The organism is Kitasatospora sp. NPDC094019 (assembly GCF_044764505.1).
GTDB lineage: Bacteria > Actinomycetota > Actinomycetes > Streptomycetales > Streptomycetaceae > Kitasatospora.
On record NZ_JBIWIF010000022.1, the window covers coordinates 134,646 to 147,074 of the forward strand.

General features: G+C 74.2%; 14 protein-coding genes. 9 read left to right on the top strand and 5 right to left on the bottom strand.

Going from position 1 to position 12,429, the window contains the following annotated elements:
• Nucleotides 1-83: 83 nt before the first annotated feature.
• Nucleotides 84-998 carry a S41 family peptidase gene (locus ACIQ9P_RS34080; protein ID WP_402365143.1) on the bottom strand — a complete coding sequence of 305 codons (915 nt, stop codon included), beginning with the start codon at nt 996-998 and terminating at the stop codon, nt 84-86.
• 57 nt (nt 999-1,055) lie between these two features.
• On the opposite strand from ACIQ9P_RS34080, the gene ACIQ9P_RS34085 reads away from it, so the two are divergent.
• The 4 genes from ACIQ9P_RS34085 to ACIQ9P_RS34100 all read left to right on the top strand — a co-directional run bounded on the left by ACIQ9P_RS34085 (nt 1,056) and on the right by ACIQ9P_RS34100 (nt 3,335).
• Nucleotides 1,056-1,562: an ArsR/SmtB family transcription factor gene (locus ACIQ9P_RS34085; protein WP_402365144.1), complete on the top strand. Its 507-nt coding sequence runs from the start codon at nt 1,056-1,058 to the stop codon at nt 1,560-1,562.
• 298 nt (nt 1,563-1,860) lie between these two features.
• A complete protein-coding gene (locus tag ACIQ9P_RS34090) occupies nt 1,861-2,262 on the top strand; it encodes a hypothetical protein (protein WP_402365146.1) in 402 nt (133 codons plus the stop codon).
• Between the two features lie 33 nt (nt 2,263-2,295).
• The gene (locus tag ACIQ9P_RS34095) at nt 2,296-2,736 is read left to right on the top strand and encodes a hypothetical protein (protein WP_402365148.1); all 441 of its coding nucleotides are present in this window, start codon (nt 2,296-2,298) and stop codon (nt 2,734-2,736) included.
• Between the two features lie 77 nt (nt 2,737-2,813).
• Nucleotides 2,814-3,335 carry an AAA family ATPase gene (locus ACIQ9P_RS34100; protein ID WP_402365150.1) on the top strand — a complete coding sequence of 174 codons (522 nt, stop codon included), beginning with the start codon at nt 2,814-2,816 and terminating at the stop codon, nt 3,333-3,335.
• On the opposite strand, the gene ACIQ9P_RS34105 is transcribed toward ACIQ9P_RS34100, so the two are convergent.
• Together ACIQ9P_RS34105 and ACIQ9P_RS34110 are read right to left on the bottom strand one after the other, a co-directional pair.
• Complete coding sequence (locus tag ACIQ9P_RS34105) at nt 3,325-4,662, bottom strand: MFS transporter (protein ID WP_402365152.1); 1,338 nt, start codon at nt 4,660-4,662, stop codon at nt 3,325-3,327. The two genes, ACIQ9P_RS34100 and ACIQ9P_RS34105, sit on opposite strands and share 11 nt — an antisense overlap.
• Before the next feature lie 116 nt (nt 4,663-4,778).
• Nucleotides 4,779-6,179: an NAD(P)/FAD-dependent oxidoreductase gene (locus ACIQ9P_RS34110; protein ID WP_402365154.1), complete on the bottom strand. Its 1,401-nt coding sequence runs from the start codon at nt 6,177-6,179 to the stop codon at nt 4,779-4,781.
• Between the two features lie 162 nt (nt 6,180-6,341).
• Here ACIQ9P_RS34110 and ACIQ9P_RS34115 point away from each other — a divergent pair, with 162 nt between their 5' ends.
• The 3 genes from ACIQ9P_RS34115 (at nt 6,342) to ACIQ9P_RS34125 (ending at nt 8,487) form a co-directional block, all read left to right on the top strand.
• Nucleotides 6,342-7,100, top strand: coding sequence for an SOS response-associated peptidase (locus ACIQ9P_RS34115; RefSeq protein ID WP_402365156.1), 759 nt, complete (start codon nt 6,342-6,344; stop codon nt 7,098-7,100).
• Nucleotides 7,101-7,199: 99 nt separating this feature from the next.
• Nucleotides 7,200-7,961 (top strand): helix-turn-helix transcriptional regulator, encoded by a 762-nt coding sequence (locus tag ACIQ9P_RS34120; protein ID WP_402365157.1) that lies wholly within the window; start codon nt 7,200-7,202, stop codon nt 7,959-7,961.
• Nucleotides 7,962-7,992: 31 nt separating this feature from the next.
• A complete protein-coding gene (locus ACIQ9P_RS34125; RefSeq protein ID WP_402365158.1) occupies nt 7,993-8,487 on the top strand; it encodes a DUF3291 domain-containing protein in 495 nt (164 codons plus the stop codon).
• Between the two features lie 47 nt (nt 8,488-8,534).
• Here the strand turns inward: ACIQ9P_RS34125 and ACIQ9P_RS34130 are convergent, their stop codons facing one another.
• Complete coding sequence (locus tag ACIQ9P_RS34130; RefSeq protein ID WP_402365159.1) at nt 8,535-9,056, bottom strand: GNAT family N-acetyltransferase; 522 nt, start codon at nt 9,054-9,056, stop codon at nt 8,535-8,537.
• 209 nt (nt 9,057-9,265) lie between these two features.
• Here ACIQ9P_RS34130 and ACIQ9P_RS34135 point away from each other — a divergent pair, with 209 nt between their 5' ends.
• Complete coding sequence (locus ACIQ9P_RS34135; RefSeq protein ID WP_402365161.1) at nt 9,266-10,261, top strand: aldo/keto reductase; 996 nt, start codon at nt 9,266-9,268, stop codon at nt 10,259-10,261.
• A 92-nt stretch (nt 10,262-10,353) separates the two neighbouring features.
• Here ACIQ9P_RS34135 and ACIQ9P_RS34140 read toward each other — a convergent pair whose 3' ends face one another.
• Nucleotides 10,354-11,187 carry a class I SAM-dependent methyltransferase gene (locus ACIQ9P_RS34140; protein WP_402365163.1) on the bottom strand — a complete coding sequence of 278 codons (834 nt, stop codon included), beginning with the start codon at nt 11,185-11,187 and terminating at the stop codon, nt 10,354-10,356.
• Between the two features lie 311 nt (nt 11,188-11,498).
• Here ACIQ9P_RS34140 and ddaH point away from each other — a divergent pair, with 311 nt between their 5' ends.
• Nucleotides 11,499-12,317 (top strand): dimethylargininase, encoded by an 819-nt coding sequence (gene ddaH, locus ACIQ9P_RS34145; protein WP_402365165.1) that lies wholly within the window; start codon nt 11,499-11,501, stop codon nt 12,315-12,317.
• Nucleotides 12,318-12,429: the final 112 nt, after the last annotated feature.

Consider the following 12,429-nt stretch of genomic DNA (forward strand, 5'->3'; position numbering starts at 1 on the left):
CGTGACCGGCGGTGCGAGCGCGGGCGCCCCGGGCCGAGCGTCCGGCGCCGCTCCGACCGGCCCCGGGCCTCCCCGGCGAGGCCCTACTCGGCCAGGCGCGCCAGCGCCAGGGACAGCGCGCGGTCGAGCGCCTCGTCCGCGTCGCACGGGACGTCGGGACGGACGCCGGTGCCCTCCCAGTTGGTGCCCGAGACCGGGTTGACCCCGCGGGCGATGGGCACGCTGAGCTCCAGGTGGGGGTGCACCGTCCAGCCCTCGCGCGGGTGGGCGCCGCCGCGGGTGGTCTCGCCGACGACCTGCGCCCGCCCCAGCTGCTGCAGGTCGTAGGCGAGTTCCTCACCCGCGGAGAAGGTGTTGCCGCTCGTCAGGACGTAGAGCGGCTTCTCGCCGCCGAAGCGGGCACCCGGCACGAACGACGGCGTCCAGAACTGCTCGGCCACCTCTCCCTGCCGCGAGAGCATGGTGTTGAGGTGGGTGCGGCCGTCGAGCAGGTAGCCGCAGACGAAGGCCACCGTCTCCGGGTCGCCGCCGAGGTTGCGGCGCAGGTCCAGGACGAGGGCGGCGGCCGGTGCCACCAGCGTGAGGGCCGCGGCCAGCGGCTGCGCCGCCCAGTCCACCGGGAACATGTGGGGCGAGAGCTCCAGCACCGCGACGCCGCCGTCGAGCAGCTCGACCCGCGGAACGCCGCCCAGGGAGGCGTCGAACTTCCGCCGCATCGCGGCGAGCGCCGCCGCGCCCTGCCCGGACGGCACCGGCACGGCGTGGTGCTTGAGGGCGAGGTGCAGGTCGCCGTTGACGGACCGCAGGTCCTCCGTGACCGCGTCGGCGAGCTCCTCGGCGGATCCGGCCCGGTAGGAGTCCTCCGCGTTCCGGCGCCGCAGCAGGTCCGCCAGTTCCCCGGCGACCTCGGGGAAGACGTAGTTCTCGTGGACCAGGTCGGCGATCGACTCGACGACGGCGGCGGTGTCCAGCGCGGGTGACGAGGTGGTGGAAGTCATGGGGCGGAGTCAATCAGTGGCTTGCCAAAGCGTCAAACATACTTAACGCTTGATCGGGTGAGCCATCCATCGGACAAGAGCGTCCAGCACATCGACACACCCCTCCAGCACGCGGCGCTCGCCCATCCCACGCGCCAGCGCCTGCTGTTCGCCCTGCGCGGCGGGCCGTCGACGATCAGCCGGCTCGCCGCACGGCTGGGGGTCAACAAGGGCAGCGTCTCCCACCACCTCGGAGTGCTGCGCGAGGCGGGGCTGATCCAGGAGGCGGGAACGCGACAGGTTCGCGGCGGCACCGAGAGGTACGTCCGGCGGACCGCCGAACGGCTTCTCGTCGCCCGGCCCCGGGCCGAGGGCACGGCCGCGCTGTTCGGCGCCGTCGCCCAGGAGTTGGAGCACTCTCCGGTCGACCACCTCCTCACCCTGCGCCACATCCGGCTCAGCCCGGCCAAGGCGGCCCGGCTCGCCAAGGCGCTGGCCGACCTGGTCGACGAGGCGGAGGAGGACCCCCAGGGCGAACCGGTGCACGGCCTCCTGGTGACGCTCTACCAGCAGGCCGGGACGTAGGAGGGGCGCCCGCCTGCGCCGGGCGGGCACAGGCGGGCGGGCGAACGGGGCCGGCGCACCCGGGCGGCGCTCGGCCACGGTCCTGGGCCCCAACTCCCGGTGACGGGGCCGTTGCGGACGGCCGACCGACAGTTCGCGCCGGAGCCCCACCAGCCTCCCGGCACACCCCCGTGCCCACCTGCCGATCCTGCCCCAACGGGTGCGTGAGCGGCGTTGATCCGGCTCCTTGTGACGGGAGTTGACGAACCGAATACTCACGCTGACACCACTCGAGGGGGATGCAGTGGATCTTGTTGAATTGGCTGAGAGGTCGGCCGCTGTCACGGGGGACTTCCTGGTGGCCTCGGCCACCGGTGCCGCGAACCAGGCCGGTTCGGCCGTCGGGAGCGCGGTCGCGCAGTTGGTGATGGGACGACTCGGGATCGACCCCGCCACGGCGCAGGCGGTTCCGGCCCTTCAGGCAGCACCCGCGGACGGACAGCGGCGGTCGGAACTCGCGGCCGCCCTGCGGGAGGTCCTCGTCCAGGACCCCGCCTTCGCGGGGGTGCTGGACGAGGCGGTCCGGACCGTGGACCGGAACGTGCACGTGATGGCGTCCGGCCAGGACAGCTTCGTCCAGGTCGGCTCGTCCGTCACCGTCTCCGGCCGGGGCGTGGCGGTCGGCCGCGACCAGCACAACACCACCCGGGTCACCAGGTAGAACGGCACCCTGTGGATCGCGGCACTCGTCGCCGTGGTGATGGTCGGCGGCGGCACGACGCTGCTGGTCACTCGGGACAGCCCGATCGGCTCACCGCAGAAGCAGGCCGAGAAGGTGGCGATCGACTGGGCCCGGGCCGTGGACGCCGGGGACATCGAGACCATGTGCGGGCTCAGCACCACCGGCAGTGACAGCGGCATCACCACCTGCCGGAGCGAGGAGAGGAAGGAGGAGGCGCAGGCGCAGGCGGCGAGCGACCCGCCGTCGGCCGAGGATCTCGCCGCTATCGCCAAGGCGTGGAAGGTCGAATCGTCGGAACTGCCCAGCGACAACACCGCCCGCGTGACAGCCGTCAGGGCCAATAACCGCAGTGGTACGGAGATCCGACGCCTCGTCATCCACCTGACCCGCGAGGGCGGTGGCTGGCTCGTCAACGACGCGAACAGCAGGAGCGACGGCGACGACGAGGACTGAGGCGCGGACGTCCGACGTGGGACCCGGTGTCCGCCGGGCGCCGGGCCCCAAGTCGGACTACCCCTAGGATCGGCGGCATGATCGTATGGCTCAACGGCACCCACGGTGCGGGCAAGACGACGACGGCCGCACTCGTGCAGCCCCTGATCCCGGATTCGCGGGTGTTCGACGCCGAGAAGGTCGGCGAGACGCTCATGGACATCACGCCGGGGCTGCCCGGGACGGACAACTTCCAGCACTGGCCGCCGTGGCGGCCGCTCGTGGTGGAGACCGCCCGGCGGGTGCTCGACTACACCGGGGGCACCCTGGTGATGCCGATGACCGTCCTGGTCGAGCGGTACTGGCGCGAGATCGCGGCGGGCCTGGCCCATCACGGCATCCCGGTCCGGCACTTCGTCCTCCACGCCGACCAGGACACCCTGCGCGGCCGGATCGAGGGGGACACCGTGCTCGGCCCCTCGCCGTTCCGGCTCCGGCACCTGGAGCCCTACGCCGAGGCGGCCCACAGCTGGCTGCACGCGGAGGCCGAGGTCGTCGACACCACGCACCTCACACCGGCCCGGGCCGCCCGGCGGATCGCGGAGGCCGTCAGGAGCTGAGCCGGGCGGAGGTGTCGGCGCCGTCGGCGGGGGCGGCGTCGGCGGGGGCGGCGACATCGGGGGCGGCGACATCGGGGGCGGCGACATCGGGGGTCGGGGACACCGGCCGGGTGCGCTCGGCCCAGCCCGCCAGGGGCGTGGCGGCGGCGCCGAGGGCGGCGAAGAACAGGCCGAGGAGCAGCCAGCCCGTGTGGCCGAGGCCGAGGACGAAGCCGGTCAGGACCAGCGGGGCGAGCGCCTGGCCCGCGTTGAAGCCGATGCCGAGCAGGCCCTGGTACTGGCCCTGGGCGTGGTCGGGCGCGAGGCCGAAGCCGAGGGCGTAGCCGGCGGAGGACTCCCACACCTCGCCGATGCTGTGGAGGACCACCGCGAGCACGGCCAGCACCGGCGCCACCCAGACGGGGACGTCGGCCGTCAGCGCCATCAGGGGGCAGCTGAGAAGGAACATCAGGCCGGCCAGGCGGAAGGCGCGCCCGCCCTGGCGCGGGGTCTCCACCTTGGAGCCGAGCCTGCTCTGGAGCAGCACGCAGACACCGCTGTTGACCGCGTAGACCGCGGCGACCGTCCAGCGCGGTGCGTCGGTGTGGGCGCTGAGCCAGATCGGCAGGAGCAGCGAAACGGTCTGGTACTGCAGGCCCATGGCGCTGTAGAGGGCGACGAAGGACACGTACGGCCGGTCGGCGAGCACCGACCACTGGCGGTGTTCCTCGGGCCGGGGCAGCGGCGGGTAGGCGGGGACGCCGAGCTGCGCGACCAGCGCGGCGCCGGCGAAGCTGGCGGCGTTGGCGAGGATCAGCGCGGTGTAGGCGGCGCGGGTGTCGATCTGGAGGGCGACGGCCGCGCCCAGGGTGCCCATGACCACGCCGAGGTTGACGAAGGTCCGCAACCTGGCCCGGAAGGCGGCGGGCCGCTCACCGCCGGCCCTGGCGATGAGCGCGCCGCCCGCTGCTCCGCCCGCCGAGGCGGCCAGCCGGTCCACGGTGGCGAGCAGGACGAAGAGGAACCAGCTGTCGATGAGGACGAACGCCGCCATGCTGACGGCCTGGACGACGAGGGAGGTCACCCAGATCACGCGCGGCCCGTACCGGTCGGCAAGGTTGCCCGCCGGTATGCCGGCCGCCAGGCCGCAGAGGCCCGCGATCGTCAGGCCGGCTCCGACCTGGGTGGCGGGCAGGTGCACCACGAGTGTGAAGTAGAGGACGGACGCGGCGTTGAAGAGGCCGTTGCCGACCCGGTTGACGAAACAGGCCACGATCAGGGCCCGCTGCGGACCGGCCTCCGATTCCTCGGACACCCGCCGACCGGCCCCCCGCTTCATCATGATCATGTCGATGAGGCTAACAGGGGCCCTCGGGGCGCTTTCGGGCGCAGGGGCCGTTCGCACACCCGGGGCGGCGGGGCCCGGGGAACGGATCGAGGCCCGCGACCGCGCGACGGCGGGCGTCAGGCCGGGACGAGGGCCTCCCACTGCGCGCGGGTCGGGCCGTCGTGCGTCGGCTCGAACTCCGGGCGGGCGGCCAGCCACGCGGTGACGCTGCGGTCGACCTCCTCGGTCGCGTACGCCTCGCCGGGTGTGCGCAGCAGGTGCCGGACCTGGGCACGGGCCCGCATGACGACGGGGTCGTCGAAGGCGCAGGCGGCGAGGGCGGCGGCCCGCCGGTCCGCGGACTCCGCGCTCTCGGCGAGGCGCTGACCGCCGACCCGGTCGGCGGTCACCTGGGCGTCGAACCAGGGGCGGAGGGCCCGCGCGGTCCAGTCGTGGTAGCCGCGCGGGTCAGCGGCCGTCTCCTCGGCCCGGCCGGCCAGGTACTGGGCGGCGCGCAGGGCGAGGGCCGCGCCGTGGCCGAGCGTCGGGTTGGTGTGGACGAGGCTGTCGCCCGCGTTGACCAGACCGTCGACGACGGGCCCGTCCTCGTCGACGAGCGAGGTCCAGCGGTTGTCCAGGCCGGCCATCGCCAGGACGTCCGACAGCGGTTCGGCCGCCAGGTCGAGCCAGGCGGCGGTGGCCGGGAAGCTGCGGGCGACGGCCTCGAACACGGCGGAGTCGGTGAGCGCGCCGCGGGTCGGGTCGGCGGTGGAGACCACCACGTTCACGGCGAAGGTGTCGTTGTCGGAGGGGAAGACCCCGGCGAGCGCGAACGGTGCGGAGGAGCCGTTCCGCAGCCGGCCGGGGTCGCGGGGGCCGTCCTCCCGCAGTCGGTACCAGCGGCACAGGTAGGCGATCCTTGCACGGTGGCTCTCCACCACGGGCGGACGGCATCCGGCCGCGACCAGCCAGCCGGGGACCGGGGACCGGCGGCCGGCCGCGTCGACGACGAGGTCCGCCGGGTGGGTCTCCCGGCCGGTCACGACTCCGGTGACCCGGGCGGGGCCCGCGCCCCGGCCCCCGCCGGCGGAGCGGCCCTTCGCGAACGCGAGGCCGTCGACCCGGCGTCCGCGCCGCACCTCGACGCCGGCCTCCCGCCGCACGGCCGAGGCCAGGGCGGCCTCCAGCACGATCCGGCGGGTGCGGAGGGTCACCAGTTCCTCGTCCCCGGCCCGGTGCGGCGGACGCTCGTCGAACCAGTCGAACTCGTGGTACTCCCGGGCCCCGCGCGCCAGCAGGTCCGCGTAGACGTCCGGCACCTCGGCGAGCAGCACCGCGCGTACCGGTGCGAGCAGGGAGTGGGGCTGGACGGCCTGCGGGACGCGGGGACGGTCCCAGTGGAAGAAGTCCCGGTGCAGATCGTCCCCGGCCTCCCGGACGTCCTGTTCGAACAGTGTGACGGTGTGCCCCCGCCGTCCGAGCATGAGGGCGACCCCCAGGCCGCCGATACCTCCGCCGATCACCGCAACCCGCGCCACTTGCTCCCCTTCGCGTCGTGTTGCGGGTGGAGCCTACCGCCCGATGATCTTGGGTCGACGACCGGGGACGGGTGCTGAAGGGCGGGGGCGCATCGCGCGGGTGGGCCGCGAGTCCGGCGTGACGCGTGACGCGCGGGGTGCGGCGGGGGCAGGATGAGGCACATGTGCGGTCGATTCGTCTCCACCACCACCCCGCCGGATCTGGCGGACCTGCTGCGCGCCTCGCTGTGGCCGACGGCGGAGGCGCTCGCGCCGTCGTGGAACGTCGCGCCGACCGACGAAGTGGCGAGCGTGCTGGAGCGGGTCGACCGGGAGACCGGGGAGATCGTGCGCCAGGTTCGGTCGCTGCGCTGGGGGCTGGTGCCGTCCTGGTCGAAGGATCCGGGCTCCGGCGCGCGGATGATCAACGCGCGGGTGGAGACGGCCGCCGAGAAGCCGGCCTTCCGCAAGGCGTTCAAGGAGCGGCGCTGCGTGGTCCCCGCCGACGGGTACTTCGAGTGGCGGCCGGTCCCGGCGGCGGACGGGCGCAAGGCGTACAAGCAGCCGTACTACCTGCACCGTCCGGACGGCGGCCTGCTGCTGATGGCCGGGCTGTACGAGTTCTGGCGCGACCGCACCACGCCCGAGGACGCGGACGCGTGGCTGGTGACCTGCACCGTGCTGACCACCGAGGCGACCGACGCGGCCGGCCGGGTCCACGACCGGATGCCGGTCACCCTCACCGCCGGCGCCCTGGACGCCTGGCTCGACCCGAGCGTCACCGACCCCGCCGAGGTCCGCGGCCTGCTGCACGCGCCGTCGGGCGACCTGTTGGTGCGACCGGTCGCGACGACGGTGAACAGCGTCCGCAACGACGGGCCGCAGCTGCTGGAGGCGGTGCCTGACCCACTGCCGGACGCCACCGGGAGCCACTTCGCCTGAGCCGACAGTCGGATCGCCGGGCGGCGGGGCTCCTCACCGCCCGGGGCTTCGACAGCGCGGGCTTCTAACGGCGATCCGCGTTGTTCTTAGAATGGCCGGATGGAGGACATCGACGCGATCGCGGCACTGCAGGACCAGGTGCGGCGCCGACTGTACGAGTACGTGGTGGCGCAGGGCCGCGAGGTCGGCCGCAACGAGGCCGCCGAGGCCACGGGGGTGGCCCGGACCCTCGCGGCGCACCACCTCGACAGACTCACCGAGGCCGGGCTGCTGGAGAGCGGCAGCCGGCGGCTGACCGGCCGCTCGGGCCCCGGGGCCGGCCGGCCCGCCAAGGTTTACACCCGGGCGCGCGCGGAACACGCGGTGTCGCTGCCCGGCCGCGACTACCGCACCGCCGCCGAACTGCTCGCCGAGGCGGCCGAGACCGCCGGACTGGACCTCGCGCTCCACGAGGCCGCGCGCCGCCGGGGGGAGGCGCTGCGCGGAGCGGATGCGCCCTGCGGCGACCTCCACCGGGCGATGGAGCTGCTGGCCGCGCGCGGTTACGAGCCGTATCCGGTGCGGAGCGAGGGCACTGCCGACGATGACACCGGCAACGACGCCGACAGCGGCAACGGCAACGGCAACGGCAACGGCAACGGCAACGGCAACGGCAACGGCAACACGGAACCGACAGCGGTCCGGATGCGCAACTGCCCCTTCCACGCGGTCGCCGAGCAGTTCCCGCCCTTGGTCTGCGGCATGAACCTCGCGCTGCTGGAGGGCCTGTTGGGCACCGACGGTCCGGTCCGGGCGCGGATGGACGCGCGGCCGGGCGAGTGCTGCGTGGTGGTCGAGACGTCTAAAAACAATGATGATTGACATAGAAACTCGGGCCGTGCTGGGATGAGGCATGACTTCGTCCCGGCCCGCCCCGAACGATGCGCCGGCTCAGCTCGCGCAGCTCAATGTCGCCACGCTGCTCCACCCCGTCGACGACCCGCGGATCGCTCCGTTCGTCGAGATGCTCGACCCGGTCAACGCCGCCGCCGACGGGGCACCCGGCTTCGTCTGGCGGCTGGTCGAGGACGGCGCGGCCGACGCCACCGGCCTGCGTCCGGCCGGCCCGGACGTCATCGTCAATCTGTCGGTCTGGGAGAGCCAGGACGCGCTGTGGCAATTCGCCTACCGGAGCGGCCACTTGGAGGCGATGCGGCGTCGGCGCGAATGGTTCGCCCGGCACGTCGAGGCGCACCTGGTGCTCTGGTGGGTGCCCGCCGGGCACCGCCCGACCGTCGCCGAGGCGCTGGAGCGGCTGGCGCACCTGCGGGCGCACGGACCCTCCCCGCGCGCGTTCACCTTCGCCTCCGCGCACAGCGCCGCGGAGGCCCGGTCGGTGACGGGATGACGGGGTGACGGAGTCCGGAGTCCGGAGGGGAGGATCGCGGGAGCCGGTCAGACCAGCGGCAGCGCCATCTCCAGTTCGTGGGCGGCCGGGTCCAGCGGGTAGGGCTTGGTGCCGCCGGTGGGTTCGAAGCCCCGACGCCGGTAGAAGGCGGCGGCCCGGGCGTTGTCCTCGTGCACGGTGAGCAGCAGCCGCCGCGCCCCCGCCTCCCGGGCCCACGCGACGATCGCGTCCAGCATGGCGTCCGTCACCCCGCGCTCGCGGCCCCGGTGCTCCGGGTGAACCCAGACCCCGACCAGCAGCGCCGTCCCGGGTTCGGGGGTGAAGGCGATCATCGTCCCGACCCACTCCCCCGCCGGGGTGCCGTCGTCGTGCACGGCCGCCAGACCGACGCTGCCGGGCTCGTTGACCCGGCGGATCCGGGAGTGCCACTCCTCCTCGCCGTGCGCCAGCGCCGTCTCGTAGGTCTCCAGGAAGGCCATCGGGGTGTCCAGCAACTGCGCGAGACGCACCTCCCGCAACCGCTCCCAGTCCGTGTCCGTCCGGCCGATCCGTTCGATCCGGTAGGTCATGACGGCCTCCCCTCGCTCGTTCTCCGCTTCGACACAGGAGCATAGGCAGCCGCCCGGGACGCGCCTCGGCCGGGGTATCGACGCAGCTCAGGGGGTGATCGGGGGCCTCAGGGCCGATAGGGTGCGGTGGAGGCCGACCCCGCACAACGGACCCCGGACCGCCGAGTCCCTCACACCGCCGACCTGCCGACCAGCCGATGGAGACCCCCATGCCGACCGCCCACGCCGCCGCCGAAGCGTCCGGACCGTCGATCGCGCGGTTCGGGCTGGGCACCGCGGCCGTCGGACGGCCCGGTTACATCACCCTCGGCCGCGACCTCGACCTCCCGGCCGAGCGCACCGTGGACGCCCTGCGCACACGGACCCACACCCTGCTCGACGCCGCTTTCGCCGCCGGTGTGCGCTACTTCGACACCGCCCGCTCCTACGGGCGCGCGGAGGGGTTCCTCGGCGCCTGGCTGGCCGCCCGGCCGCAGGCCGCGGCCGAGGTGACGGTCGGCAGCAAGTGGGGGTACACGTACACCGCCGACTGGCGGGCCTCCGGTGTGCCGGTGCACGAGGTCAAGGAGCACTCGACGGCGGTCTTCGACCGCCAGGTGCGGGAGAGCCTCGCACTGCTGGGCCGCCGTCCGGACATCTACCTGGTGCACTCGGTCACACCGGACAGCCCCGCGCTCACCGACCGCGCGCTGCACGCCCGGCTGGCCGCGCTGGCCGCCGAGGGCGTACGGGTGGGCCTGTCCACCAGCGGCCCGGAGCAGGCGGCGGCGGTCCGGTCGGCGCTGGCGGTGACGGTGGACGGCCGACCGCTCTTCGGCGCCGTGCAGTCGACCTGGAACCTGCTGGAGCCCTCGGCCGGACCGGCCCTGGCCGAGGCGCACGCGGCGGGCCTGCTCGTCGTGGTCAAGGAGGGCATGGCCAACGGCCGGCTCGCCGACCGCCATGCCACCGGCCCGGACACCGCCGCCCTGCGCGACCTCGCCGCCCGGACCGGGGCCTCCTGCGACGCCCTCGCGCTGGCGGCCGTCGCCGCGCGGCCCTGGGCGGACGTGGTGCTCTCCGGCGCGGCCACCACCGGCCAGCTCGCCTCGAACCTGGACGCCACCGGGCTCGCGCTCGACGACGACGCGGCGGCCGGTCTCACGGCGCTCGCCGAACCGGCCGAGCGGTACTGGCGGACGCGCTCGGCGCTGCCCTGGGCCTGACCGGAGGACCACAGCTCCGGCCCGCCCGTCAGGGTGCGGCGAGGTCACCGTTCGGCGAGGTCAGGGTGCGGCGGCGTCAGTGGGCGGCGGGGTCAGCGTGCCGCACGGCGGACCGTCAGCATGTCCTGGGTGTGGCCGATGGCGTAGCCGCCGTCCGGCCGGGCGAAGTGACCCTCGACATAGGCGGTCAGTTCGTCCCGGTCGGGCAGCCGGTCCAGGACCGCGAGGTCGGCCACGTTCACCATGAACTCCGCGACGTCCACCGCCTCCGCCAGCCGGTCCGTCCGGTAGCACAGGTCGAGGGTCTCCAGGGCCACCGCGTGCTCCGGCCCCTGTTCCGCCAACTGCTCGGCCAGCGGCCGCAGGTCGTAGCGCACGCCGGTGAAGTGGGCGGCCATCCGCATGCACGGGCTCTCCGGGTTCTGCAGGACCACCAGCAGCGTCCCGCCGGGCGCCGCCCAGTCCAGGACCCGGCCGACGGTGCGCAACCAGTCCTGCGACGGCACGTAGTAGAGCACGTGGGAGAGGTGGACGAGGTCCGCCGGCTCGGGCGGTTCGGCCACGTCGATCGGGTCCGGCAGGACGAGGGCGTCCGGGCAGACGGCGCGGAGCCGTTCACGCATCGCCGCGCTGGGTTCGATCGCCACCGTTCGCTCGAAGTACCGCGCCAGGTGGGCGGTGGTCCGGCCCTCCCCGGCGCCGACGTCCAGCAGCACCCGGCGTCGATCCAGGCCGGTCGCGATCCCGGTCAGCCGGGCGTGGGTGAGGGGCTTCTCGTCCGTGCCGGCGAGGAACAGCTCGAACGCCCGGCGGTAGGCCGCGCCGGAGGTGTCCAGTACGCGCAGCGGGCCGGTGCCCCCAGCCGCCGCTTCCGCCGTACCCGCTTCCGTACTTGTGCCCGGTCCCGCTCCCGTGCTGGTCCCCATCCTGCGGTCTCCCTCGTCGACGCGGCGTGTCCGGCCGGGCCAGTCCACCGCAGCGCCCCGCACCGACCGTGCAGGCACGTTCCTGCCCGCGTGTCGGCGGCCGAGCCGCCGGGGACGTCCGGCACCGTCCCCGACCTGCGTCGACGCCGTCGTGGGCCGACCCCGGCCCGACCGCCGCCGTCCGATCACCGTGCATGTCGCGGCCATGTCCACGCTCGCCGCGCCCGGCACGCTCGGGGCAGCCGACGGGGCGCACCCCGCACCCGTCCGGCCCCTCCCGCACCACCCCGCCGGAAGGAAGACCAGCGCCCGTGTCCCGCACCGCCCGCTCGCGCCACTACCTGATGTGCCGTCCGACCCACTTCGCGGTCGACTACTCGATCAACCCGTGGATGGAACCGGCGAAGCCGACCGACGCCGCCCGCGCCGTCACCCAGTGGGAGCAGTTGTACGCGCTGTTCCAGGAGCTCGGCCACACCGTCGAGTTGATCGAACCGCTTCCCGGCCTGCCCGACATGGTGTTCGCGGCCAACGGCGCGACCGTGGTCGACGGCACCGCCCTGGTCGCCCGGTTCCGGCACCAGGAGCGCGCGGACGAGGCACCGGCGTACGTGGAGTGGTTCCGCTCCCGCGGCTACCGCGCGGTGCACCGGGCCGAGTTCACCAACGAGGGCGAGGGCGACTACCTGCTCGTCGGAGACCGCCTCCTGGCCGGCACCGGCTTCCGCACCGACCGCCGGGCGCACGCCGAGACGGAGCGCGTCCTCGGCCGCCCCGTGGTCACCCTGGAACTGGTCGACCCGCGCTACTACCACCTGGACACCGCGCTCGCGGTGCTCGACCACGACGAGGTCATGTACTACCCCTCCGCCTTCTCCCCCGAGAGCCGCCGCACCCTGGCCGGGCTGTACCCGAACGCGGTGCTCGCCACCGCCGAGGACGCGGCCGTCTTCGGCCTCAACGCTGTCTCGGACGGCCACCGGGTGGTCCTGCCGGAAGCTGCGGTCGGGCTGGCGGCGCGGCTGCGCGCGCGGGGATTCGAGCCGATCGGGATCGACGTCACCGAACTGCTGAAGGCCGGCGGCAGCGTGAAATGCTGCACCCTGGAACTCCGCGGCGCCCCCGCCTGAGCGGCGTCGTCCGCACCGCGTCCCATAAACGCGAAGAACCCCCGTCGGTTTCCCGACGGGGGTTCTTCACAATGATTGTTCGGCGGCGTCCTACTCTCCCACAGGGTCCCCC